Annotated in this window: 26 protein-coding genes and 1 pseudogene; 4 read left to right on the top strand and 23 right to left on the bottom strand. The window is 60.6% G+C overall.

Going from position 1 to position 24,919, the window contains the following annotated elements:
• Window positions 1-77: 77 nt before the first annotated feature.
• The 16 genes and pseudogenes from ACFWEM_RS04865 to ACFWEM_RS04790 form a co-directional block, all read right to left on the bottom strand.
• Window positions 78-4,661 (bottom strand): tape measure protein, encoded by a 4,584-nt coding sequence (locus tag ACFWEM_RS04865; protein WP_378531624.1) that lies wholly within the window; start codon window positions 4,659-4,661, stop codon window positions 78-80.
• A 137-nt stretch (window positions 4,662-4,798) separates the two neighbouring features.
• Window positions 4,799-5,089 carry a hypothetical protein gene (locus ACFWEM_RS04860; protein ID WP_378531622.1) on the bottom strand — a complete coding sequence of 97 codons (291 nt, stop codon included), beginning with the start codon at window positions 5,087-5,089 and terminating at the stop codon, window positions 4,799-4,801.
• Window positions 5,090-5,164: 75 nt separating this feature from the next.
• On the bottom strand, window positions 5,165-5,476 hold the full coding sequence (locus ACFWEM_RS04855; protein WP_378531620.1) for a hypothetical protein: 312 nt from the start codon (window positions 5,474-5,476) through the stop codon (window positions 5,165-5,167).
• 152 nt (window positions 5,477-5,628) lie between these two features.
• Complete coding sequence (locus tag ACFWEM_RS04850; RefSeq protein WP_378531619.1) at window positions 5,629-6,270, bottom strand: hypothetical protein; 642 nt, start codon at window positions 6,268-6,270, stop codon at window positions 5,629-5,631.
• Between the two features lie 12 nt (window positions 6,271-6,282).
• Window positions 6,283-6,663, bottom strand: a complete 381-nt coding sequence (locus ACFWEM_RS04845) for a hypothetical protein (protein ID WP_378531618.1) — start codon at window positions 6,661-6,663, stop codon at window positions 6,283-6,285.
• A 120-nt stretch (window positions 6,664-6,783) separates the two neighbouring features.
• Window positions 6,784-7,164, bottom strand: coding sequence for a hypothetical protein (locus tag ACFWEM_RS04840; RefSeq protein ID WP_378531617.1), 381 nt, complete (start codon window positions 7,162-7,164; stop codon window positions 6,784-6,786).
• Complete coding sequence (locus tag ACFWEM_RS04835) at window positions 7,165-7,479, bottom strand: hypothetical protein (protein WP_378531615.1); 315 nt, start codon at window positions 7,477-7,479, stop codon at window positions 7,165-7,167.
• Between the two features lie 55 nt (window positions 7,480-7,534).
• Entirely contained in the window at window positions 7,535-7,909 is a 375-nt protein-coding gene (locus tag ACFWEM_RS04830) for a hypothetical protein (RefSeq protein ID WP_378531613.1), read from the bottom strand.
• Window positions 7,906-8,406 (bottom strand): hypothetical protein, encoded by a 501-nt coding sequence (locus ACFWEM_RS04825; protein ID WP_378531611.1) that lies wholly within the window; start codon window positions 8,404-8,406, stop codon window positions 7,906-7,908. The genes ACFWEM_RS04830 and ACFWEM_RS04825 overlap by 4 nt, the downstream gene beginning before the upstream one ends.
• 138 nt (window positions 8,407-8,544) lie before the next feature.
• Complete coding sequence (locus tag ACFWEM_RS04820) at window positions 8,545-8,682, bottom strand: hypothetical protein (protein ID WP_378531609.1); 138 nt, start codon at window positions 8,680-8,682, stop codon at window positions 8,545-8,547.
• Window positions 8,663-8,950, bottom strand: a complete 288-nt coding sequence (locus ACFWEM_RS04815) for a hypothetical protein (RefSeq protein WP_378531607.1) — start codon at window positions 8,948-8,950, stop codon at window positions 8,663-8,665. Before ACFWEM_RS04815 ends, ACFWEM_RS04820 begins: the two co-directional genes overlap by 20 nt.
• 169 nt (window positions 8,951-9,119) lie before the next feature.
• Complete coding sequence (locus ACFWEM_RS04810) at window positions 9,120-9,758, bottom strand: hypothetical protein (protein ID WP_378531605.1); 639 nt, start codon at window positions 9,756-9,758, stop codon at window positions 9,120-9,122.
• Window positions 9,751-9,918 carry a hypothetical protein gene (locus ACFWEM_RS04805; RefSeq protein ID WP_378531603.1) on the bottom strand — a complete coding sequence of 56 codons (168 nt, stop codon included), beginning with the start codon at window positions 9,916-9,918 and terminating at the stop codon, window positions 9,751-9,753. Before ACFWEM_RS04805 ends, ACFWEM_RS04810 begins: the two co-directional genes overlap by 8 nt.
• Before the next feature lie 1,129 nt (window positions 9,919-11,047).
• Window positions 11,048-11,347 carry an HNH endonuclease gene (locus tag ACFWEM_RS04800; RefSeq protein ID WP_378531601.1) on the bottom strand — a complete coding sequence of 100 codons (300 nt, stop codon included), beginning with the start codon at window positions 11,345-11,347 and terminating at the stop codon, window positions 11,048-11,050.
• A gap of 166 nt (window positions 11,348-11,513) precedes the next feature.
• Window positions 11,514-12,890: a recombinase family protein gene (locus tag ACFWEM_RS04795; protein ID WP_378531599.1), complete on the bottom strand. Its 1,377-nt coding sequence runs from the start codon at window positions 12,888-12,890 to the stop codon at window positions 11,514-11,516.
• 25 nt (window positions 12,891-12,915) lie between these two features.
• Window positions 12,916-13,455: pseudogene (locus tag ACFWEM_RS04790) on the bottom strand (aldo/keto reductase); the annotation flags it as partial.
• 101 nt (window positions 13,456-13,556) lie between these two features.
• Here ACFWEM_RS04790 and ACFWEM_RS04785 point away from each other — a divergent pair.
• Complete coding sequence (locus ACFWEM_RS04785; protein ID WP_378531597.1) at window positions 13,557-14,114, top strand: TIGR03086 family metal-binding protein; 558 nt, start codon at window positions 13,557-13,559, stop codon at window positions 14,112-14,114.
• Here ACFWEM_RS04785 and ACFWEM_RS04780 read toward each other — a convergent pair.
• From ACFWEM_RS04780 to ACFWEM_RS04770, 3 genes are all read right to left on the bottom strand, one after another.
• Window positions 14,111-15,385: an alkaline phosphatase family protein gene (locus ACFWEM_RS04780; RefSeq protein ID WP_378531595.1), complete on the bottom strand. Its 1,275-nt coding sequence runs from the start codon at window positions 15,383-15,385 to the stop codon at window positions 14,111-14,113. The genes ACFWEM_RS04785 and ACFWEM_RS04780 overlap by 4 nt on opposite strands.
• Window positions 15,382-17,070, bottom strand: coding sequence for an alkaline phosphatase D family protein (locus ACFWEM_RS04775; protein ID WP_378531593.1), 1,689 nt, complete (start codon window positions 17,068-17,070; stop codon window positions 15,382-15,384). Before ACFWEM_RS04775 ends, ACFWEM_RS04780 begins: the two co-directional genes overlap by 4 nt.
• A 217-nt stretch (window positions 17,071-17,287) precedes the next feature.
• A complete protein-coding gene (locus tag ACFWEM_RS04770) occupies window positions 17,288-17,515 on the bottom strand; it encodes a hypothetical protein (RefSeq protein WP_378531591.1) in 228 nt (75 codons plus the stop codon).
• Window positions 17,516-17,657: 142 nt separating this feature from the next.
• Between ACFWEM_RS04770 and ilvD the strand changes: the two genes are divergently transcribed.
• Window positions 17,658-19,352: a dihydroxy-acid dehydratase gene (gene ilvD / locus ACFWEM_RS04765; protein ID WP_378531588.1), complete on the top strand. Its 1,695-nt coding sequence runs from the start codon at window positions 17,658-17,660 to the stop codon at window positions 19,350-19,352.
• Window positions 19,353-19,365: 13 nt separating this feature from the next.
• On the opposite strand, the gene ACFWEM_RS04760 is transcribed toward ilvD, so the two are convergent.
• Complete coding sequence (locus ACFWEM_RS04760; protein WP_378531586.1) at window positions 19,366-20,022, bottom strand: S1 family peptidase; 657 nt, start codon at window positions 20,020-20,022, stop codon at window positions 19,366-19,368.
• Between the two features lie 74 nt (window positions 20,023-20,096).
• Window positions 20,097-20,816 (bottom strand): DUF6319 family protein, encoded by a 720-nt coding sequence (locus tag ACFWEM_RS04755; protein WP_378531584.1) that lies wholly within the window; start codon window positions 20,814-20,816, stop codon window positions 20,097-20,099.
• Between the two features lie 302 nt (window positions 20,817-21,118).
• Between ACFWEM_RS04755 and ACFWEM_RS04750 the strand changes: the two genes are divergently transcribed.
• Window positions 21,119-22,123, top strand: a complete 1,005-nt coding sequence (locus ACFWEM_RS04750; RefSeq protein ID WP_317552319.1) for an adenylate/guanylate cyclase domain-containing protein — start codon at window positions 21,119-21,121, stop codon at window positions 22,121-22,123.
• Between the two features lies 1 nt (window position 22,124).
• On the opposite strand, the gene ACFWEM_RS04745 is transcribed toward ACFWEM_RS04750, so the two are convergent.
• Window positions 22,125-22,775, bottom strand: coding sequence for a TetR/AcrR family transcriptional regulator (locus tag ACFWEM_RS04745; protein WP_378531582.1), 651 nt, complete (start codon window positions 22,773-22,775; stop codon window positions 22,125-22,127).
• A gap of 55 nt (window positions 22,776-22,830) precedes the next feature.
• Between ACFWEM_RS04745 and ACFWEM_RS04740 the strand changes: the two genes are divergently transcribed.
• Window positions 22,831-24,375, top strand: a complete 1,545-nt coding sequence (locus ACFWEM_RS04740; RefSeq protein WP_378531580.1) for an MFS transporter — start codon at window positions 22,831-22,833, stop codon at window positions 24,373-24,375.
• On the opposite strand, the gene ACFWEM_RS04735 is transcribed toward ACFWEM_RS04740, so the two are convergent.
• Window positions 24,372-24,893, bottom strand: a complete 522-nt coding sequence (locus tag ACFWEM_RS04735; protein WP_378531577.1) for an Lrp/AsnC family transcriptional regulator — start codon at window positions 24,891-24,893, stop codon at window positions 24,372-24,374. The genes ACFWEM_RS04740 and ACFWEM_RS04735 overlap by 4 nt on opposite strands.
• Between the last annotated feature and the right edge of the window lie 26 nt (window positions 24,894-24,919).

Raw genomic sequence — 24,919 nt, 5'->3', positions numbered from 1 at the left:
CTAAAATTGTGAAATCGTACGCAATTTGATGTGGGGGTGGACTTCTGCAACCTGTACAGAAGTCCACCCACCATTGCCTAGCCTCCGGTCAGCCCGTAGACCAACCGTTTCTGCTCGAACCGAAGGTTCTTCACCAACTCGTCCGTGTTCGACGCAACCATGTCCCCACCGATGTGGATGCTGTAGTCATTGACCGCAGGCTGTGCAGGCTTCAACCCCTCACGACCCGCGAACTGACTCAGCTGCGCAGGACTGTTGAAGATCGGTTCCGGCTTGTTCGACAAATTGATCGCAGTCTCGCCAGGACGCAACCACCCTCCGTTGTCGAACACCTTCGGTGCCTTGATCCCGAGACGTTCCTCGAGGATCTGCTGGACCGTCATTCCGCCTGTTTGCGCCGCGATCTGCGCCTGAGTGAACGGCGCTGCTTCCGGTGCATCGATCGCAGGTTCACCCGCGAGCTTCGACCAGTCCGTAGTCACCCACCGAGACTGACCGATCCCGAAGTAGTCTTGACCTTCAAGTCCGGTGAACAAGGCGTCAACTGCACTGTGTGCGAACGTCTTTCCGATCCCCGCAAGTGAGTAGTCCTTCTCGCCTTCCTTCTTCTTGCCCCTCAGAATTTCAGCGAGACTGTTCTCAGCCTTCTGCAACGCGATATCCGCCCGACGCCGATCATTCTCAGTCGAATCAGCCTTCGCGTACACCTCGTTGCGGCGTTCGTTCGCATCATCGACCGACATCTGAGCTTCGAGACGTTCCATCTCCGCTTCCGAGAATGCTTGTGCCATTCCCGGCGCTTGAGGTGCGGGGCCTTCGTCCACGCCGGCAGCCGCATCATCCTTCTTCTTCTGAAGATCGGTACGTCGCTGCTGCGCTTTCTCGACTCGCTTGTTCGCCTGATCGAGGTCCGCCTGAGACTTCTTGCCCTCACGGAACTTTGCTTCAACCTCTGCCCGAGCTTCTTCAGCCTGGGTAATCGAGATCTCGGCAGATTCAAGATCGAGCTGGTTCTTCTCAGTCCACTCGACCTTCCGTGACGTAGATGCACCCGAAACGCCGTTCGGAACTGCAGTTGACGACTGTCCTTCAATCCAATTCGCGATCAACGCATTCGGGAGATACCACTTCTTCGAAAACTGTGACGACTGAGCGTTCGCTCGACCGCCATCGATGCCCGATGTTCCGTGTGCACCGCCCGACTCGGCAGAATGGCCGGCAATGGTTGCCGCCATGTGTTCCTGCGAAACGCCAACTTGGAACTGTGTGCCGGCAGGGCCCAATCCAGGTTGTAGGCCACCGACGCCGCTGGAGCCCATCAAGTTGTACGTTGTGTACAGCCGTTTGATGGATCCGGTTACGCCCATGACGATCTGATGCAGCCAGCCCACAAACCCCGAGCAATCGAAGTTCGTCGGACCGGTACCGCCCCACAGGTAAGTGTTGCCTTCAACGGACTTGCCCGCCGACAGCGCGTTGGTGATGCCGTTGCGGCCACCTTCCGCATACGCGGGCAGGTTCTTCAGCCGCGGATCGTCCCGGTTAATCGCCGCCAACAAACCGTTGTACTTCTCAGAGGAGCGACCATTGATGATCCACTCACCCTTGTCCACCCACGATGTTGGTACGCCGTTGGATCCGATGCCGAGGATTCCATCTGTGCGATCGGTTCCCGGTCCCGTGGTCGGCATCCGAGAACCCTTAGAGTTCTTCGGGAGACGAGCACCCCGATAGTTCCCGCCAGGCAACATGAAATCGCCCAACGACGTTGCCGGAGCATTAGACGGCCCCGGAGCAACAACGTTCTGCATGATGTCAACGACAATCTTGCGGCCCTGGTTCGCTGCGATGAACTGCTCAATCGCAGCCTGCGCCTCAGACGTACCCGTCAGCTTGACATTCGTCACCAGCTCCTTCGGCAACAAGCCATACTGATTCGCAAGCGCCTCCGCAGCAGCACGCGAATAGTCCGCTTCCATCGCCTGACGAATGAAGTCATCACGAATCCGCTGTCCAGCCGCCTCAACCGCAGCCGCCGCCTCACCAGTGCTCAACTTCTGTTCTGCCGCAGCAGTTCTCGCCTGGGCACCCGCATCATCGAATGCAGACCTAACCGACATCATCGAGTCAAAGAGCCTCGAGCCTGCCGCAGTCGACGTATCAATCTTTCCCGACGCCGCATCGACACTCGCCCCAGCACCAGCTGCAGCCTCACCGAACCCGCGAATAGCATCGTTGACCTTCTTCTGCGCCTCTTCAGCCGAGAATTGATCACCACGAAGCTTCGCCAGACCACCGCTAAGGATCCCGATTTTGTCGGCTGCCCCACCCGTCGACTTACGGAACTCGTCCATCGCCGCGGCCATCGTGCCCACGCTCGCGGTGGTCCCATCGAACGACACCCGAGCATCGCCACCAGCCGCAGCCACACGCCGCAACGATTCCTGCTTGTCGCGAATCGCAGCCTCAGCCTCGTCGTACTTCTTCAATGCCTCAGCGGCAGGATTGTCCTTCGAGTACTGCTCATTGATGGCATCCTTCTGACCACCAGGGGTGAACTGACTCTTGATCGACTCCCACGAGAACGAACTGGCATCGGGCATGTCCAAGAACCCGCCCCAGAAATCGCCCTGCTTGCCTGCCTGCGCCTCAAGTTCGGCGCGAGTCCGCTTCAACGCGTCCAGGTTCCCTGCAAGGCCCTGTGCTGCAACCGATGCCGACACACCAACATCAGAAAGCGCCTTAGACAGTGATGTCGATTTGTCCGACAGCTTGATGGACTCGAGTGCGTTCGCAGCAGCCAACTGCCCATTGGCCGTGAACGCTCCACCAGATGCGTCCAGACTCTCGGCAACGCCAGAGACAGCTGTTCGCAACTCTTCCGCTTGCGCCTTCGCGTCAGCGTTCGACTGCATGAACAACCCAATGCCGACTGTTGCCGCGATCATCGCAGCACCGAACGGTCCACCCATCATCGTCATGAGACCGGATCCAGCCGTGCGCATTCCTGCCATTGCGCCGGCAGCCACACCCTGCGCGCGAGCGCCGAAGGTTGCCATACTCGCAGCCGTCTGACGCAATCCACCGATCAACAGACCCGAGGACGCTGCCGCCGCTCGTTGTGCCGCCGCGTAAGCCATCAGACCGGACGTTGCCGAAGCTGTAGCCGCCGCAGACAATCGAGTCGTGACAGCCAACCGTGCACGTGAAATCCAACTCGCCTGCTCAGGTGGCAAAGTGCCACCAACCGCCACAATGTACTGACGCAGAGCTATCGAGTGCGCACTCAGTGCACGAGTGAGCATGATCTGAGATGCAGTCTGCGCGGGCTGCATGATCGTGCGCGCAATGAACGCAACGTCGTACCCGGTCTGTACGGCCTTCGTTGCGACGAACGCTGCCGCGAGACCGCCGAGCGCCGCTGTTGCTAGTCCAGTGTGATCGGCGAAGAAACTCATCACGCCGCCGAGCGCTTTGATGCCAGCAACGGCAACTGTCGCCGTGTCGCCACCTAGCGAGGCGAGTGCAATGCCACCGCCTGCCGCAGCAGCACCCACAGCCTTGAGTGCGCCCATCAACGTGGATGCGCCGGATTCGACCTTCCCCATCGTTCCGGCCGCACCGTCACCGGAGCCCTTGATTGCGTCCAGGACACCCGAGAACTTCTCCCCCGAAGGAGACTTGAGTGCCGCCCACAGTGCGATCGCACCATCGCGGATCCGCAGCAACATCTGCACGGTTCCCGAGTCCTCTTCGAGGCCGAATGTCTTTCCTGCCCCCAGGTGTTCACCCTTGGTCAGGACCGACCAAAGACCCTGAACCCCATCTGCAACCTTGCGAGCACGAGCGCCAAACTTCTCGAAGTTGCTGCCCGCGCCATCGATCGAAGCCCCGGACGACATGAATGCCCGACCCATGCCCGTCAGCCCATCCGCGATGAACTTCGCTCCCGCACCAACCTTCGGCGCGATCTTGTCCGACCACTCCGAAACCTTGTTCATGCCGTTCAACATCATCGGAATGAACGGCGCAATTGCCTGCTCACCAATACGCCCGAGAGCGGCCTGCATATTCTTGAAAGAACCACGAAGAGTCTTTCCTGATTCGAGTGCAGCGCCACCAATCTTGTCTCGAATCACTTTATTGAAGGTTTCGGCGTCAACCTTGCCTTCTTTTACCATCTTCGAAAGCGCTTCAGAAGAAACGCCGTATTCTTCCTGAAGCCAGGTAAATACGGGAATGCCACGATCATTCAACTGATTCAACGTATCTGTGTACGCCTTACCCGAAGTTTGAACCTTGTTGAAGATCGAACCCATCTCGCCCAACGACGAACCCGCGATAGTCGCAGCATCACCCGTCAACGACAGATACTTTGTGAGGTCTTCACCAGGTTTCACACCTGCCGCGACCGCCGAGGCAGCAATGCCTGCAGCATCACCGAGACCAAATGCAGTACCTTTCACGGACTTCAGCGCAGAGTCCATAATTCCGGCAACGCCTTCGGTGGTATGCCCGAGGCCTGCCAGCTTGCCTTTAGCGTCGTCAATTGCGACAACGCGCTCCATGCCCTTGTTCAGGGCAGTGCCGATAGTCAGAGCAGCTGCAGCACCGATTGCTGCGCCACCGACTTTGAACGCAGACCCGATGCCGGATGCCATTCGGGCACCGATGCCTTGCCCAGCAACATCACCCTGCGCGGAGACACCAGAGAGAGCCGATTTTACCTGTCCTGGAACCTGTTTCGAGTCAATGACAAGCGACACATACGCGGTTCCGAGTTCTACACCACCGGCCATCAGGAATCACCCGCCGACCGAGCACGCAACTCCAGAATCTGAATCAACGACTCCTGATCGACACTGTTCGCCTGCAAGATGTCGAGGACACCCGGCCATGCGCACACAAAGAACGCTGCAACCGCGGTCGACAACACGCGCACGTATTCTTCGGCGCTGCCGCCCATTTCCTTTTCGAGAATCTGCTGAAACTCTTCAGGATCCCCCGAACTAGCCAGAAGACTAGCCACCAATTCGCGACAACGGATTGCCTCATATTCAGTTTTGACTTGTAGTATTTCTACGCCCATATCCCACCCCCAATAAAAAAGGGCTGCACCCAATACGGATGCAGCCCTGCAAAGGCCTCACGGCCCCGATAAAACTCAGGAACCCTCAGGCTCCGCAGTCGACGCAGCAGCCCACGCCACCGACAAACCCAACGCCTGATCGTCTTCCATCGCATCAACAGCCTCGAATGCGCCAGGAGCCTCAATCTCAATGAGACCTCGCACTAGATCCGCTTCCGAAGTAGTCGAGAAATTCGCCGACAGATACTTCGTCGCCGGCCGACTCAAAAACTCCATCTTCGGCACACTGAAAAGTTCACCATCCTCGACAAGCTGAAACTCGAATCGGTTTTCATTCTTCGATCGCTCTTCAGCGGTCTTGGAATCGGTCACAACAAATGCAGACATGCACACTTCTTTCAGAAATAGCGAAAGGCCCCATCGGATTGATGAGGCCTAGATGTGGAAACAGTGAATTAAGTAAGTTTTGGACACAATGCCTTGGGTGCTACCGCAGATATCGACGCGACCCTCCCCCCAGGGCCTGTGTGTCTCTGTGGTCAGAAGATCGACGGGCCGCGGTCATCTGTTGCCGTGTCTTCTCCTGCGTCAGACTTGGCTACCTCAGAGGCGATCCGGTCTACGGATGCCATTCCGAATCCGGTCGGTCGACTGACTCGGAAGGTGGCTACCTCGGCTGCAGGTCCGCTGATGTCCTTGTCCCCTGCGTCGGGGAGGCTGCGCAGTTCACTGAACAGTTCTGCTGTGCCGGGGTACTCGCTGGTGTGAGCGCTGTAGGTTTCGGTCCAGCCCATGCGGTTCGCCTTCTGTGCGATGGCCCGCTGCATGCCTGTGTCATTGGACCACTGCGCGGTGTCCCATGCGCGCTTCGCTTCGACGTCTGACCCGATCTTCGAGGCGCGGTCTACGGCGTCCCGAAAGGCGATGATCGATGCGGGGTCATTGGCTCCGGGTCCGTACAGCTTCGCTTCGAGTGCGCGCTGCTTGGTCTTCACGGCGTGGCGGTACTGATCCTTCAGGGCGTCCATCTTCGCGGTTGCTTCGACGTAGGCGCGGCCCTTCTCGATGCGTGCGCCTTCGGGGGACAGTCGAGTGTCACTGCTGATCTGCGTGATGGTGTTGTCGTATGTGTCGCGGATGGAGCGGATGGTGTCCATGTTGACGAAATTGCGAATGCTCATTTGTGTTCCTTCTCAGTGAATCTTGTAAGACGTGTAGTTCGGTTCGGGCGGTGTGTCGGTTCGTAGGTGTCGCGGGAGTTGGACGTGTTCGCTGATGGCTGCTGCTGCTCGGCTGCGCTTGTTGGCGAGTTCCCATGCGTCATCGCGTACGACCTGTGCGGGGGTGCGGTTGCGTTTGTATTGCTCCCGCCACCCGCCCTTCTGCTTCCAGGCGTAGGCTTCTGCGCCGCTGTCCCGGATCTGCGATTCTGTTGTGCCGTTCAGGAATCTGACTGGCACTCCGGTGGCAAGGGAGACTTGTTCTTTGAGTTCGGCGGCTTCGGTGTCGCTCAGTTCCGGATCCCCGAATGGATCGGGTAGCGCCGTTTCGTCTGTCAGTGGATCGTCACTCATGTTGTTCTTTCTCTTCTGTGGTCGAATCTTCGGACTCGACTGGTGTACTCAAAGTTGTATAGACACAGTGCCGTTGGTCGTCGTAAGCGGCTCTGCTGGAACACTTTCGGCTCATGCGGATCAATTGCTTTCCCTCTCGGCGAGAAGTTCGTCAGCGCTCGCGATGATCTTTTCGATGCCTGCGGTTTCGAAGACGGCGCGCAAGGTCCGCGTTGGACGAACCCAGTTGACTTCGATGCCACCGCTTTGTGGCTTCGTGTGGAAGGGTCCGACGATGGACGGGTCTCCGTCGAGCGCATCGGTCGCCGCGTCACAAAGTTCGCGCAGTTTCCGGCTCGTCAGCTTCCAGTGACTGACTTCGCTGCAGCCCTCTGGGAAGGAAAAGTAGTGCTCGGAGCACGATCCCTTTCCCTTTTGGGTGTGTCGACGGCGGCGAGATTCGAGGCGGTATTCGTTCACTGTTACTGCTGGTTCGGGTGCCACGGGTTGCCGTGATGTCATCTAGTGAACTCCTTCGCGGATTCGTCTCCGCTCCCTCGAGACTCGGGCTTTACTGCAGCCCACGTCAGCCATGATTTCGGGGTTCGACCACCCCATTGCGATAAGCCCACGGATACGTAGGTGCCGCGGATCGTCCGCTCTCCACCTGCCAGGCCCAGCCTTCTTACGTGAGGCGTCGAGTTGCGTGGCTCGCTGCCGTGCTTCGGCTCCAGCCTTAGCGCGTTCCAGATCCGTCAACGACACTCGGCCGGCGCGCACGATGATCCTGCGCTGCTGCTTCCAACGGTGAATCGTCTTGGCTGAACGGTCGATCATCTTTGCGCCTTCTTCGACGCTGAGCATGATCGGCGCGAAGTGTTGCGATTCAAGTTCATTCGCTTGGAATGGTGGTGGTCTCATCGCCCTCCCCGCGTTCAACGGCGTAGATCAATGTTCGTGAGCAGCCCAAGTTTCGGGCGATTACGGACTTCGGAAGGCCTTCGGCGAGCTTCGCGGCGATCAGTGGCCGCAACGACGATGGTCGCCTGCCCTGAAACTCGGGTTGCCTGAGTGCGCCGAACTTCCCTTCGGCTGAGTTCGCTTCGAGCTCGTTGCGGACAGCGAGCAAATCTCCAAACGCGTACAGAGCGTTGCGGCCGGATCCGATGGTGTCGACCTTGTGCTCCTTCACCCATCGGGCGATCGTTCGCGGTGTCCGGTTGAGTCGCTCGGCGGCTTGGTAGCGGTCGACGTATTTGTCGTTCATCTGAGGTTCCTTCGTTGGCGATCGGCTAGCATGGCCGATATGAGGGGCCAACGCTTGGAGAGGTGCGACAGGATTCCGGTGAGATTTCCGTGCATCCCTGCTGGTTCCTGCCAGTGCGGAGATTCGATCTCATTCATCAGTTGGTCTACGACGAGGTAGACGGGATCGAGGTCGCCTGAGCGAATTCCGCGGATCGCTCCGGGGGCTTCCGGATGCGTTGGGGGGTATCTCCACGTACGGCCGACGTGTGTTACGTCGATACCGGCCATCTCAGCCCAATATGCGGCGGTGGCGAAGAGTTGGTCTGCTGCGTCGAGTGCGTCCACGTCGAGTGGTAGGCGCGGCCCGAACCCTCGTGTTCCGTTGACGATTTCGTTGGTCCCTTCCCATTCCACTGGGGGTGGTTTGCGGCCGGGGCCTGGGTCGATTTTGTCGCGGAGTAGTCGGACGGTTTCGGGTATGCCGGAGACCATGACGGGCAGGGTGAATGTTGGCAAGTTTCTCCCTCGTCTGGTTTTGGACACAAAAGAGCCCCTCGACTGTTTGGTGTCGCGAGGGGCTCGAATTTGCTTGGGATTCGGTGGATCCCGATTCATCTACAACGGTATCAACGTGATGGACACTCCGGTTTTAGGTCAGTTGTCGGTGCCGGTTCCTGCCCGAAACAGTGCCGCGAGTCGACTCCAGCGTTCTTCACTGAGGGGTGGTGCGGCGGCGAGGAGTTCGGCGACACGCGGATCCGCCTGAGGTCGTTCAAGAGTTGCTGTCGTCATTTCCCTTGCTCCATTCGAGTAGGTCGGTCAGGAAGATCACGGCCCCTTCCAGTACTTCGGTGGTGTAGGCGGATGCGTTGAGCTTGTCGAGTTCGGCGGGGTTGTATTCGTCCATGAAGTCGGCGGCGCTGATGTTCCGTTTCGCTGCGAGCGAGAGGAGGGGTAGAGCAAATCCGGTGTACTTTTTGTATCTCGCGTCACGGATTTTCTTGGCTTCGATTCGTACACGCTCTTCTTCGCGCCATCCGGTGAGTGCTGGCTTGGACATCGTGCCCCTGTTCTGGTGGCTAAATTAGCCACGTCGGTGGGTGATAAAAACGGTGAATCTTCACTTTTCTTATCGGATCGGGGGATTCCGTCGAGCCCTCGGAGGATCCCGTCGAGGATCCGGCGACCCACTGAGGACGCAGTGAGGATGCAGTGAGTGGTGGAGAGATTTACCAGCCGCCGAGGTCGTCTCCCCGCCGCGTCCGTTTAGATCCTGGTGTCGTCAAAGACCTTGGCCCTTCGCGTTTCAGCTTCCGCGCCGACTCAAGAGCAACCTGCACCGCGAACCGAGGCGAGTAAGTCCCCGTCGCCAGGATCCCCAACACGGTGGACTCATCCTCGAGTCCTCCGACCATCTCATCGATCCAGGCGAGAACAGCCTCATCGTCGTTGGGGTCGAGCCAGTCGGGTAGCGGCTCTCTCTCCGTCCTGGGCGGTCGTTCTGTCGAGTGTGGAGCCCAGTGCAACGTGTAGTAATTCGCTGTCTGGATGCAAAACCTCTCATCCTTCGTGAACGAGTACTTCGGCGGCTTGCCGTTGTCTTTCCACTGGTGGCGGACAGTGAGCAGCCCAGCGTCAACGAGAGCGGCTGAGGCTTCATCGATAGCGGCGTCGTCCTTGAGTCCCATTTCCGCTGCCAACGTCTTCCTGGTGGCGTAGAAGTCCCCAGTTTCGAAGTCGGCGTGCTTCGCCATCACGGTGTACAGAGACAGGGCTTTGTGCCCGTAACCCTTCGTTCCGTCATCTTGGAGGCCTGCCATATCGATTACCGCGAACGGGATCCGGGCGAACAGGTGGGAGTCAGTCAAACTTCACCGCCGCTCCGAGTGCATTCAGCCAGACGCCGGCAACACCATGTTCAGATCGCAGAGTGGTGATCGCGTTGTGCTCTTCGAGTACGTTCAGGGATTCGATCACTTCCCTGCGTGTCCATCCCATTTCTCTGGCTAGGTTGTCGACGAAATCCATTTCTGATAGCCTTTCGGTAGGTCCGGCTACTACCGGATGAGTTGACAGCTGTGTGTGCGGCACAGGCCCGGCAATGGGCATGCAGACGCGAGTGTCCTGGAAATGCGTACAGAAAATGACGTAGCAGATCGCATTGAGCGGAGCTACGTGACAAGAATGAGCCGCGATGCGGGGACTGTTCATGGTCGCCCCGGCGAGTCAGCTCGATCGGCATGATACACGTTGCTTCGTTCTACCGCAAGCTTAAACCTAGTGGCCGACTAAAACACATAACGCGAGATGTTGCGAGTCAGATCCACTAAAGATGCAGGTCAGTTGAGACTTGTATCGGATCCGATAAATCTGATCGGCATGTTGCACATCACACTCATGTGCCGCATCCCGTCCATGCCGCTTTTCATCTTTGAAGATCGTCACCTGGTCGCCCACCACTTGTTGTGGGCCCATAGTTACTAATGGATCTTGTTTGAGTAATGGTTCTTGTTTGAGTGGCATTTTTCCCACCCCCCCGGGTGGCATTTTTCCCACCCCCTGCCGACGTATGCCGACGTGGTGACAGTTCATGTCGAGAGAAAACGCCGCTACCAGCGGCAATACCTCTTTGTAACGGCGCTACACGTGCGTTACAAAACCGAGTGGGTGCCGAGGCATAAGCCAGCTGAGCTGCGATGATTCGCTGATGTCCCCAGGGGACTCCCCTCGGGACGCGCTGGTGTCACACCGTGAGTCACGCTGGATTCCACCCGTGACAAAACACCATCACCGCAGGTAGGCGAGGAATCCCACGACCAAACTCAGGCCACATGCTGGGCTAGGGTCGGGCGACCCAGGCCCGAGTTCCTAGCGCCCGCTGTAGCAGAGTCCTAGCGCCCGCTACGAATCCAGGCAGTCGCGACATAGTCGGGAATGTTCCCGAGACAGTCGGGAATCTGAATCAAATCGCTCTGGGACGGCCGACCCAGAAGCTATCAAAACCACCTTTTCAGGCGCTCGCCTAAAAACATCACCGATCCCCCAAAAGTCTGGGAACCCGTACAAAGCCCGAGCCCCTATGTCCAAAGATGTCCAGAGAGGCCTGAAGGGGTTACCCCCCCACCTGTTTGTGTGTGGTTGTGGTGGTGTCCTGGGTTCAGCCGAGGCCTGGGTGTCTCATCGGTGCCCGCTTGTTGGATCTGGTGGCGCGTCCTCGTTGGGCCTGCTGGCTGGTGAGTGTTTGGTGGCAGGGTTTGCATACTGATCTGAGGTTGCTGGCTGCGTCGGTGCCGCCTTCTGCTTTGCCGAGGATGTGGTCGACTTCGGTGGCGGTGTCGGTGCATGTGCGGCCTCTGATGGTGCAGGTGTAGTTGTCTCTGTGGAGGGTGGCTGCGCGTTTGGTGCGCCATGTTCGTGTGCTGCCTGTGGCCCATTCGCGGTTGTTGTTCCATGTCATGTGTTTGCTCCGTGTTGGTGTTGTGGTTTGGTCCCATGGCTTTGGTGTCCGTGGTGTCGCCTGGATAGCGAAAAACCCGACGCGGGTTGTTGTCCCGGTCGGGCTGTGGTCTTGCTGTGCTTGTGTTGTGCTCGGTGAACCTATGGGTCCGTGGACCCAGAAGTGTTTACGCCTTCCATGTCACCTCGATGTCCGAGGAATCAAACTTTCTCCGGCCTGGCGCAGTAGGCATGACCCGAACATCAGCCACTGACCGAATCACTTGCGATCGAAACTCGGCGCTCTTCGTTTCCCAGACTGCGGCGACACCAGCAGGGTCGAGCACCAACTCTTCAACCGGACCTGACTCACGAGCCTTTGCAAGTTCCGCTTCTATGTCGGCTATCTCTGAGCGCAGTCGCTCAGTTCCGCGGCGTAGCGCAACAGAGTCGATGTCACCATCGGCGAACATCACACCGAGTTCGCCGGCGCGCGCCTCTAGTGCCGCCTTGCTGGCGGAGAGGGCGGGTACATCGATGGCCACCTTCGGGCTGGCGAACATGGTCACTGCATCTGGCATCGATAACCGTCCGATCATCAGGTCACTGATAAACCTGTCGAGTATGTCGGCCTTCCGGGAGATGCATCCCTTCTCCACGCAACGGTAAGACTTAGAGTGGTGTTTGCTTCCTGACACTCGCATCTTGCCGTCGCACAGTCCGCATAGGTACGCGCCCCCTGCGCCTTGCCATCGCCATTCGTTGGATAGTGCAATTCGGCGAGCAGGGTCGTTTAGCACGGCACACAATCCGAGCCAATCCGCCTCGTCCACGATCGGCGCGGACATCGATACGCCGGTCACCTTTCCTTTGTGGACACTCTTGCCTGCGTTGCGTGGCCTCATCAGAGTGTGACGAACTGAGTTCATTTTCCACGTGTTGCCGCGAGTTGTGAGCAACCCTGCCTCATTCCAGCGGCGACACACAGATGCCAGCGATGCGCCTGCTAGAACGTCTCGCGTTGCTTCTCGAATCGCCTGCGCTTCAACGTGATTCAACTCTATTCCGCCAGCCTGGAACCCGAATGGACGTGGCCCTCCGAGATACTTTCCTGCCTGGGCTGCTCGCTGCTTCGCGTCTAGCATTCGCTCAATGCCGCGTTCCACTTCCTGCTGCGCGAGAACTGCGCCGATCAGTGCGTTGGATCGTCCCGTTGCGGTTGACAGATCCATCTCTCCAGCGCGGACAGTCTGAACGATGGTGCCCTGTTCCATACACAGGGTGATGAACTCGATCAGCTCGGGCAGGCGGCGGTGCAATCGATCTGTATGTACGGCAGCTACTGCCTGGATTCTGCCGTCTCGAATGTCTTGCAACATGGCTTGGTAGCCGGGGCGGAGCTTGCCGCTATGCGCTGAAATATCGTTGTCCGTGTAGACGGCGACGACATTCCATCCGAGTCGCTCAGCGACATCACGTCGGCACCGTGTCTCCTGGTCGGAAACACCTTCGGCTTTGCCGCTCTTGTCGGAGCTGATTCGAGCATAGATGGCGCAATTGAGCATGCGCGAAAGTATGTCACAGTTGACAAACGGAGCATTCCGACTGGATCGCCGCGATCGGATGTACCCCGTACGCACGACGCAGTTCGTCACCGGTCGCTTCGGACAGGCCGATGTTGCGGACCTTGCCCGCCTTCACCTGATCTGCGATCGCGCCGACGGTGTCTTCGATCGGGACGTTCGGATCGACCCGGTGCAAGTAGTAGAGGTCGACATGATCGACGCCGAGTCGTCCCAGAGACTCGTCGAGTGCCTGCGGTACGTAGGCCGGGTCTCCGTTGATCCCACGCTGACCGTTGGCTATGTTGCCGACCAGCCCGAACTTCGTCGCCAACTGCACTTCGTCCCGGCGGTCTTTGAGAAGTTCTCCCACCGCACGCTCACTCGCTCCCTCGCCGTACACGTTGGCGGTGTCGATGAACGTGATCCCGATGTCCACCGCATGGTGCAACGTGGCGAGTGCCTCGGCCGGATCAACGGGGCCGTAGACAGGGGCGACGGACATCGCGCCGTATCCCTGGGCACTGACGGTGAGACCTTCGGCCAGAGTGACGGTGGGGACGGTCATGAAAACTCCTCGATTCGACTGAGCGACAACCTCGACAGTCTTCACCGAATCGACGCCTCACGCACCGATTAACGTCACGCTGATCGGGTTACCCTCGAGTGATGGCATTCGATTGGCTCGAACTCGTGCTCACCGCCCACCGCGAATTCGGTTCACGCCTCGCCGCAGTCGAGGACTGGAACGCACCCACGCCCGACTCCGACTGGCACGTCGAACACCTCGTTCGCCACGTCATCGAGGAGCAGCAGTGGGTACCGCCGCTCCTGGCCGGACTGACAGTCGGCGAGGCGACACCGGATATCCTTCCCGTCGGGGACGATCTGTGGACCGAATGGCAGAAGTATTCCGATGCTGCCATCAAGGCATGGAAATCGACGGACCTCAGTGCCCACGTTCACCTCTCGTACGGCACGGTGAAGGTGGAACCGTATCTACGCCAACAGACCTCGGACGTCACGATCCACACCTGGGATCTCGCGCGAGCAGTCGGCGCGGACGAGCGACTCGATCCCGACCTCGTCGAGGCCGTCTGGTCCGACCTCGACGGGCAGCGCGACATGCTCGCCGAGAGCGGACTCTTCTCCCCTCCCGTCGACCTTCCTGACGATGCGTCGTTGCAGGACAGGCTGATTGCCCTGACCGGCCGCGATCCTCGTTAGACGTTCAGCGTCACGCCCGTCGTGCGGGCGACGCCGTCCCAACCACCGGCAGGTGCACCGAGGCCGAGCAAAGCAGCAACCGTCGGCGCGACGTCGATCGTGCGAGCCTGCGTGTCGATCTTCCGTCCGCCGTCGAGAGCGGGATGCCCACCACTGAGAAAGAACGGGATGGGCAGCGTCACGAAGTGACCGTGGTTGCCGGGAATCGGGTTGGACAGCGGAGTCGGATCACTGAACCGCCAACCCTGAGCGCAAAACGCAACGACGTCACCGGCATTGGTGCCGAGATCGAATTCGGCCGGAAGGTGGCTGGATTCGACGCCGTCGACTCCGTCCACGATCTGCTGAATCCGGCTGACGGCTTCGGCCCGTTCGCCATCGGGTCCGACGAAGTAGATCAGGTCTGCGCCACCGTTCTGGGCGATCCGAATCTTGCCTGCCAACAACGGGTCCGCGTTCAGCGGTCGATCCAGACCGATGAGCCTCGCGGGCTCCGACCAGTCCATCGAATGGTCGGCCAACACGATCAGAATGCTCCGATTCCAACGACCGGTGTCGTGAAGGAAGTCGACGAAGCGGCGAACCTGGTTGTCGGTGTTCTGAAGTGCGGCTGTGCGGGCGATCCGGATGGACGGACCGGACAGATCCAGGTGGCCGACGCGATCGACGTCACCGAGGTTGGTGAACGACAGTCGCGGCGAGTTTCCGCCGACGATACGGATCAGGGCGTCGATCGTGAAGTTGTCCGGCGCATGCTCAGTACCGGGAACGAGCGGCTGGGGATCCCACACCAGTGAGGCTCGATCACCGAACAGCCCGTGCAGGTAGCGCTTGGACAGCACACTCGCAGTGGTCAATCCGAGTTCGTTGCGCACCCGATCCAGAACCGTCGAGGTCTGCAGGTCGGAAGGCCGATCGAGGTCGCGCTTCTTGTCGATGGCCGGATCGTAGACGGAGTTGGCCGGCACTCCCGAACGCGCCGGCAGCACTCCCGTCATCATCGCCGTGTGGTTCGGCAGTGTCTCCGCGATCGTGATGGCGCTGGCATCCGGGTAGTGGATACCGCCGGCCGCAAGCCCGGTGAGCGTCGGGGTGAGCTCCGATCGCAGCTCGTCCGGCCGCATGCCGTCGACGACGATGACATGCACGTCCAGGTCTGGGATACCAGCGCTGGTGGGAACACTCGCGCGAGCGGGTGTGCCGAGCAATGCCGTTCCCGCAACAACACTTCCACCGATCAGAACGCTACGCCGCGAAACTTCGATGCTCACTGGTCGACTCCTGGTCGGTACGAGGCCTGATCGAGGGCGGCCGAGGTGGGTGAGACTCTACTGCCAGCACCTGCCGGTAGGCGGTAGCTCACGGCGTAGTGCGCGTTACTCTGCGGATTGGTGAGATCGTCGACGTAGTACCAGTCCATCTGGGTACCTTCGCGGGCGATTTCGAAGACGCCGTAGCCGTGCGAATCCAGTTCGACGTACCGCACGTGTCGGTTCACGGCCTTGAATGCTTCTTCTGCCGCAACGGTTACCGTGCGCGGCGGTACTTTCAGCATGTCGTCGATGTTGGGGGACGTCACCGACGGGACGACGAACTCGGCGCCGACGGTCGGTCCACCCGGATAGTTGGCGGCGTTGGTCGGTAGGTCGCACGCCCACGACGTGTGGATGTCACCGGTGATGAAGACTGTGTTCTCCACGCCGTTCGAGGTGATGGCGTCGAAAAGCCTGGTGCGGTCGGTGGTGTACCCGTCCCACTGATCGGTGTTGTACGGGATTCCAGCGTGCGGCACTCCCACCAGTTCGGTCAACGCCGCGGTGGTCGCCGGTTCGAGCGGCGGGAACACGCACGGCGTGATCATGACCGGATTGCCGACGATCTTCCACTGTGTCGGGGAGCTGACGATCCCGTTGGTCAACCAATCCATCTGTGCGCGTCCGGTAATGGTGCGCGACGGATCGTCGACCTGCTTCATCGTCGGCTGCTCGTCACGGTAGGTGCGCAGATCCAGCATCGAGATCTCGGCCAGATTCCCGAAGCGGAACCGGCGATACAGCTGAACATTCGAGCCACTACCCGACGGTCGGACAGGCATCCACTCGAAATATGCCTTGGCCGAGTTCGCCTTTCGATCAGCCCAATCGCCTTCGACACCTGGCGTGTGGTTTTCGGCGCCGTCCCGGTACGCGTTGTCAGCCGATTCGTGGTCGTCCCACGTGGTGATGAACGGGAGCTTCAGGTGAAGTGCTGCCAGATCCGGGTCGGTCTTGTACTGCGCGTGCCGTATTCGGTAGTCGGCCAGAGAAATGATCTCGTGGGCCGGCTCGTGCAAACGGATGGATCCGTTCCGCGCGCCGTACTCCCCCTGCCCGTACTCGTAGATGTAGTCACCGAGATGGATGATCGCGTCGAGGTCTTCGCGGAATGCGAGGTGGCGGTAGGCACCGAAATACCCGGCCTCCCAGTTGGAGCAGGACACGACGCCGAAGCGGAGACGATCGAGATCTGCCGAGTGCGACGGAGCCGTGCGGGTGCGGCCCACCGGGGAAACGGCCGAACCCGCAGTGAATCGGTACCAGTACGTCGTCGACGAATCGAGTCCGGTGACGTCGACCTTCGCGGTGTGATCGGAATCTGCCGAAGCGGCAACACTTCCTGACGCAACGACGCTCGCGAACCCCTCATCGGTCGCGACCTGCCAGTTGAGCGTCACCGTCGGCCCGACGCCCGAACCCGGCGTCGCCTCTGCCGTTGGGGTGATGCGGGTCCAGATGATCACCGCATCCGGCAGCGGGTCACCGGATGCCACGCCGTGCGCGAAGCCCGGGCTGCCACCCGGAACCGCGGCACCGGCGTGGCTCGCCGAAGCGACACCGAGACCTACTGCGCCGGCGAGGGCCGCCGATCCCTGCAGCAGGCCACGTCTGGATATTCGATCGAAGGCATTCGTGTGCACGCTAGGAGTGAACCCGCACCTGAACGGGCGTTCAAGAGAGCTTCGGGATGTTCACTCAGGCTTCGCCTGCGCTTCTCTGGAAGTTTGATCGAGTCGATCCCGATTACAACCGGTAGTCGAGGGCCGAGCCTCGAACCACACCGACCTTGACTCCGATGTAACCGCCGAGTGCACCCCCGGCCGCGATCAGGATCCAGAACGCCGGCGGAATCAGAGCCTAGGACCCGTCGACCTCGGAGAACGCGGAATAGCCGGCGATCAATGCGCCGAACAGCACCGGCAGAATCAGCAGTGCGGCAAAGAACGTCACCCACACCGATACGAAGCGTCCCTTCCACCGGGCAATCTCATGCAGAACCGTCAGGACAACCAGGAAGACACCACTACCGGTCAATAAGGCGGCCAGAACTGCAAATCCGAATGCCGAAATCAGTTCCGACTCCACGTGAATCCCCCTGTACGTCAATCACCTACGCACCCAGCCCCAACTGCGATGCGACGAGTCTATTCACGACGGGCGGTGTTTCGTGACAACTCGAGTCGCTAGTCTGCCGGAAAGACACTCCGCCGACGCCTATGCTTGGAAAATGACCGAACCCGACATCAAGCCCAGAAGTCGTGACGTCACCGACGGACTCGAAAAGACCGCAGCGCGCGGCATGTTGCGTGCAGTAGGAATGGGCGACGACGACTGGGTCAAGTCGCAAATCGGCGTCGCCTCGTCCTGGAACGAGATCACGCCGTGCAACCTGTCCCTCGATCGCCTGGCAAAAGCCGTCAAAGAGGGCGTGCGGGAGGCCGGCGGATTCCCCCTCGAATTCGGCACGATCTCCGTCTCCGACGGCATTTCGATGGGTCACGAGGGCATGCATTTTTCCCTCGTCTCTCGCGAGGTGATCGCCGACAGCGTCGAGACCGTCATGCAGGCCGAACGCCTCGACGGATCGGTTCTTCTTGCCGGGTGTGACAAGTCGTTGCCCGGCATGATGATGGCGGCGGCCCGCCTCGACCTGGCCAGCGTATTTCTCTACGCCGGTTCCACTCTCCCCGGCGTCGCCAAGCTTTCCGACGGCAGCGAGCGCGAAGTCACCGTCATCGACGCGTTCGAGGCGGTTGGCGCCTGCTCGCGCGGACTGATGAGCCGCGCCGACGTCGACACCATCGAACGAGCGATCTGCCCGGGCGAAGGTGCGTGCGGCGGCATGTACACCGCAAACACGATGGCCAGCGCCGCCGAGGCCATGGGAATGTCGCTGCCCGGCAGCGCTTCACCGCCCGCACCGGACCGTCGCCGTGACGGATTCGCCCGCGAAAGCGGCAAAGCCGTGGTCGAGCTCCTGCGTCGAGGCATCACCGCCAGGGACATCCTCACCAAGGAAGCATTCGAAAACGCCATCGCGGTGGTCATGGCTTTCGGCGGTTCCACCAATGCGGTGCTCCATCTCCTCGCGATCGCGCACGAAGCGTACGTCCCGCTGACGCTCGACGACTTCGCTCGCGTCGGCGCAAAGGTCCCGCACCTCGCCGACGTCAAGCCTTTCGGAAAGCACGTCATGACGGACGTCGACCGTATCGGCGGCGTCCCCGTCATCATGAAGGCATTGCTCGACGCCGGACTCATGCACGGAGATTGCCTGACCGTCACCGGCAAGACCGTGGCGGAGAATCTGGCGCACATCACCCCGCCCGATCCCGACGGCAAGGTTCTGCGGGCGATGAACAAGCCCATTCACCCGACCGGAGGCATCACGATCCTGAAGGGGTCGCTCGCTCCCGGCGGCGCAGTCGTCAAGTCGGCAGGTTTCGAATCCGACGTATTCATCGGAACTGCACGGGTTTTCGAACGCGAGCGCGCCGCAATGGACGCACTCGAAGACGGAACCATCACTGGTGGTGACGTTGTCGTCATCCGCTACGAGGGCCCGAAGGGTGGCCCCGGAATGCGCGAGATGCTGGCGATCACGGGCGCGATCAAGGGTGCGGGTCTCGGCAAGGACGTCCTGCTACTGACGGACGGACGATTCTCCGGCGGCACCACCGGCCTGTGTGTCGGACACGTTGCGCCCGAGGCCGTCGACGGCGGTCCCATCGCGTTCGTTCGCGACGGCGATCAGATCCGGCTCGACGTGGGCACCGGACAACTCGAATTGTTGGTCGACGATTCCGAATTGGAAGCCCGCAGGAAGGGCTGGGAGCCGTTGCCGCCTCGCTACACGCGTGGTGTGCTGGCCAAGTACTCCAAGCTCGTGGGATCAGCCTCGGGTGGAGCAGTGTGCGGCTGATCCCAGCTCGCTGCTAGATGGGCCGGTACTCGGCGCCAACTCCGCCGTGGGCATTGATCGTGTCCACGATGGAGGTCATGTTGGTGCCGAGTTCCGGCCCCAGGCACGGCACCCAGAGATAGGCGTTCACCATCGCGACCAGTGTCGTGCCGACCGTGACCGGAGCTCCCGAATCACCGTGGTCGACGCAGATCTGAGTCCAGGTGGATGCGTCGGCGCTCAGGTCTCCCCAGACGACGCCGCAGGTGGTGCCGGTCGTGCGGCCTTCCTTGCAGGCTGTGGCCGGGAAGCTGGCCGGAGCGCCGATCGACGTGATGGTGGCCGCGCCCACCGTCCGAACTGGTGTGACCTTGCCCGGATCGAACTGGATGACCCCGTAGTCCAACTCCGGGTTCGACTCGACGAACGTGCCGACCACGCCCGCGTCCTCGTTGCTTTCCGGGATCACGAACGATCCAGGACCACCGCAGTGACCAGCGGTAATGCCCACAAGTCTGCCGCCGTTGTCATGACCGATGGTGGTCAAGGTACAGACCAGCTGATTGTCGATGATGATGCCCGAACCACCACCCATGGGCGTGGGTGCAGCAACCGCGTTACTGCTGACGATGAACCCGAGTCCGAGTGCCAAGACCAACGCTGCCAGAGCCGAAACAATTCGCTGCAACATCACAATCTCTCCGCCGGTAATCTCCCCGCTGCAAAAAACGCATACCCCGGAAAGTGCGGACCTACGCAGCGTTTCTAGTCGGTAGCTCCGAGCGCTTCGAGCATCTTGCGCGCCTCCTCTAGCTGACGACTCAACTCGTCGACTCGCGCTGCAGCCATGTCTCGCGCAGCGACGATGATGGACTCGACGGCCTCGATGGCGGTGGGCTCGCCCAACTCGCGGACAGCTCGCTCGACTGCGTCGGGTGCAACCGGAACCGCTTTGCCCGGACGCTTCGCGCCCTGTGTGACCGTCACGCTCCAGTCGTTGTCCGCGCCCGCATGGATGGTGACGCTGATGCCGGCCGGCAGTTTCTTCGCACGCTTGACGGCCGGGCGAGGTGTCGCGGCAGGGGCAGCAGTGGTAGTCGGTACCGGAGCGGGTGCAGGCTGCGCCCGCGGCTTGGGCCGAACGGGTTCTACGAGTGGCTCCATAAGGGGTTCGGACTCCACAACTGGTTTGGGTCGCGGGGCCGGTTTGGCCGGTGACGCGGACACACGGTTGATGCGCAATTCTTCTGCTTCGAAAGGCAATTCGTCGTTGACGCCTTTGGGACGGATGAGCACGGTATTGCCGTCCACCGACACGACTTTCGCCGAGGTGCCGGCTTCGATCCCCAAGCTGGGGGTTGCCTCGCGCAGATAGACGGTGGCGCGCTTACCTTCGGCGACAGCCGTGGCGAGCGCTGCCAGATTTTCCGCAGTGAGGTGATCCGGCGTTGATGCGGCAGCGCCGGAACGTCTACGGGGTGGCATGCGCAAGTCCTTTCAGAAGAATGTGGTGCATTTCAGTATCGATAGTGCTTTTCTCGGGGCAACTCTTGCACAAGCCACCGACGTGTTCGCTCTCACCGCCCGACTGAGCCCGAGGATTCGGAGGCGGTTCGGCCGATTCAGTACTGTTCTCGGGGCACCGCGTGGAAGATGGTGGACAGTAATTCGTTGCGGCAAGAAGGAGCACGGTGAGCAGTTCGGAGTCAGAGTGGATCGACGAGGTCACCGAACCCGCCTCTGCTGAATCTCTCGTTGCCGAACCTCACACTGCTGATCCGGTCGACGTGGATGCTCACCTGCTCAGCCGAATTCAAGCCGACATCGAGGAGTCTCTCCTCGGCGGGCCCCGTTGCTTCACTCAGTCGCAGATCGCGGAATTCGCCGGTGTAACACGCGAGCGTGCCGATCGTTTGTGGGTCGCGATGGGCTTTGCAGTCGACGAGGATCCCGACGCAGTCATGTTCACCCAGCAGGACGCGAACGCCCTCAAGACGATCATCGACATGGTGAATCGAGGAGTCATCTCGCAGAGCAGCGAGGTGGCTGCCGCCCGCTCACTCGGGCAGTCGATGTCGAGGTTGGCTGAGTGGCAGGTCTCGCTGATCAGCACCCACATCATCGATCAGCTCGCCGACTCGGCGGATCACGAGCCCGAAGCGATCCGGAAGATCGTTTTGAGCCTCGGCGCCGAGATCATCCCCGCGGTCGAATCCCTGCAGACGTACGTCTGGAAGCGTCACGTCGCCTCCTCGACGGGCCGCAACGTCGGAAACCCCGGCGAAGAAGTCGCGAGTCGTGTTCTGGTCGTGGGTTTCGCCGACATCGTGGGGTACACCTCGCTGACCCGCGGCCTCGACTCCGCCGAACTCAACGATCTGCTCGAGCGGTTCGAGTCGGCGTCCACCGAAATCATCGGGCGCAACTACGGCTGGGTGGTCAAAACCGTCGGTGACGAAGTCATGTTTGCCGCCGAAAGTCCCCACCACGCCGCCGAGATCGCTTTGCAGATCCAGCAAGCCGTCCTCGCCGATCACGACGATCCACAGCTTCGGGTCGGTCTGGCCATGGGTCCGACGTTGGTTCGCTTCGGAGATCTTTACGGTTCTGTGGTCAACAAGGCCGCGCGCCTGACCAGTTCCGCTCGTCCCGGCACCGTGCTGATCGATTCCGAGTTGGCCAACCAGCTCGGCTCGGACGCCAATTTCAAACTGCGGCACCTTCGTCCGCGGCGAGTGCGCGGAATCGACAGGCTCGAACAGTACGTTCTACGACGCAATCTGGAGCCGTGAGTCAGCTCGACACCCCGCGTGCGACCAGAAAATCGTCCACGATCTGCTCGCACGCGGCCTCCCCGAGAGGCGTCAGCGTCGCCAGTTTGGTGAGCACCAACGGGCCGACCAACTGTGCAAGCGCGACGTCGTAGTCGTACTCGCCCAACGCGTCGATTGCCTCCGGCGAGCGCAGGATCCGATCGAACGCATGCCGGTACTGCTCGAAGACCGTCTGTCGCAGTGATCGCAATTCGGGCTTGTCCGTGGACAAGGCGTCGACGCTCGAGTAGCCCTTCAGTTCCGGCCCCAAGCCGAGCCAGCACATCGCCGTCACCTGGATCGGTGCGCTTTCGATGGCCTTGGCCTGACTGGTCAACAACTCGAGCAACTGCGCGCGGAGGTCGCCTTCACCGGACATCTCCGGCACCGGAGGTAACAGGCGAGCAAATGCCGCGGCGAGCAACTCGGTGCCACTGTCGAAATGGCGATACAACGTCGCACGTGCGACGTTGGCCAACTTGGTGACGGCATCGATCGTCACCGCGTCCACGCCGCCCTCTGCGAGCAGCTTGGTCGCCGCGTCGAGCAACCTGGACCGGGATCGTTGTTTGCGCGGATCCTCGTCGCTGACCCGCTGATCGATCTCCTGCTTGTCGATTCCCACCGTCACAACTTCAGTTATACCCACTTGGGGTTGTGGAACTGCCGTTCTTGTAACGATACTGATGGTCTTGTTTCAATCGGGAGGTTTCGTGAGTAGCGATACGACGCTCGAACAGTCCTCGTGGACCATCCGACAGATCTGGATGCTGACGGTCGCGTGCTGCGCTGTCGCACTGGTCGTCGCAGCGATGGCCGCGCTCAACACGGCCCTTCCCGACTTGGCCCGCGATACCGGTGCAACACAGAGCCAGCTCACGTGGATCGTAGACGGGTACACGCTCACACTGGCATGTCTCCTGTTGCCGGCGGGCGCGCTCGGCGATCGTTACGGTCGACGCGAACTTCTCATGTTCGGACTACTCGTTTTTGCCGCCGGCTCGTCGATTCCGGTCTTCGCGGACGAACCGTCGTGGATCATCGTCTCCCGAGTGATCTCCGGCGTCGGCGCCGCATTTGTCATGCCCGCGACATTGTCCTTGCTCACCGCAGGTTTTCCGCCGGCCCAGCGTGCCCGCGCGGTCGGAGTCTGGTCCGGAGTGGCTGGTTCGGGTGCAATCGCCGGACTGGTCGTCTCCGGCCTGCTCCTCGAAAAATGGTCGTGGCATTCGATATTCGTCAGCCTGGCCGTCGTCTCCGTCCTGATCCTCGTGGTGTCGTTCACGATCGTGACGTCGAAGGACGCGGAGGCAACTCCACTCGATCTTCCAGGCACCGCACTGATCGCAGGCTCGATCGGACTGTTCGTCCTGGGGATGATCGAGGCACCCGCCCGTGGTTGGCTCGATCCGGTGGTCCTTGCTCTGCTGATCGGCGGAATTGCCATGACGGCAGTCTTCAGCTGGGTCGAATTACGCACTCTCCATCCACTGCTGGACGTCAGGCTGTTTGCCAACCGCGCATTCGGCAGTGGCGCAGCGTCACTGACACTGCAGTTCCTGGCGACCTTCGGCCTGTTCTTTCTGATCGTGCAGTATCTGCAACTGGTGCTCGACTACTCTCCTCTGCAATCGGCGCTAGCCCTCATGCCGATCGCCGTGCCGGTGATGGCCCTGTCCGTGGTTGCGCCCCTGCTGATTCCGCGTATCGGTCTACGCGCCCTCACCGCAACCGGAGTCGCCTTCCTCGGAACCGGAATTGCACTCCTCACGCGCTTGGATGCCAGTTCGACCTATGCCGAAGTCTGTGTTCCCTTGGTAGTGGCCGCCATTGGATTGGGTTTGTCGACAACCCCAGCAACTGCTGCCATCGTCTCCAATGCACCAGACTCCAAACAGGGCGTTGCATCAGCAGTCAACGACGCGACCCGCGAGATCGGCTCTGCCATCGGCGTCGCACTCGCTGGAAGCATCCTAGCCGCCGGGTACGGCAATCATGTTCAGCCCGCGGTCGATTTGCTGCCCGAACCCGCCAAGGAGCCGGTATCCGGCTCCCTGGCCGCTGCACTTCACGTCGCCGAAGCAGCCGGACCGCAAGGCGCACAATTGGCCGAATTCGCCCGTGACGCCTTCATCAAAGGCATGGACCAAGGAGCGCTCACACTCGCCGCGATCATGTGGGTATCCGCGATCGTCCTCGGATTCTGGGCTCCGGGCCGTCAGCGGGACTAACCGTCGTGTCGATACGCCGGAGCCTTGGTCGTCTGCTTCGACTGCAAAGTCTGAAGTAGGGGCATCGACCGAAGCGGCACCACAACCGAGAGAACCATGACGCTGGTCGAGCGAGTGGCTACCCCCGACCGGTTCAGTTCGAGCAGAGTCGCCTGCAAATCCTCGTGCGAAGCAGCGGCAATCCGGCACAGCACGTCGCCGGAGCCAGTAGTGGCAAAGGCTTCGAGAACACCAGGTATGGCTTCGAGTTCGGTGGTGACGGTGTCGAGCGCCCCCTGTGCGATCTGCAAAGTCACGAATGCCTGCACCCCGAAACCCGCTGCAGCCAAGTTGATGTGCGGGGCATACCCGGCGATGACGCCTGCATCTTCCATCCTTTTCAGTCTCGCCTGCACCGTCGCCCGGGCAACCTTGACCTGACGCGAGAGCTCCAAAGCACCGGCACGCGGGTGCTTGTTCATCGCGTCCAACAGAGCCAGATCCACTGCGTCGAGATTCACGTCTGCTCCACTCGTCATTCAACTATGCATATTGCCTATAAAAC

The sequence above is a fragment of the Rhodococcus sp. NPDC060176 genome (assembly GCF_042728675.1).
Taxonomy (GTDB): Bacteria; Actinomycetota; Actinomycetes; order Mycobacteriales; family Mycobacteriaceae; genus Rhodococcus_F.
This window is presented reverse-complemented; position numbering and strand designations above follow the sequence as displayed.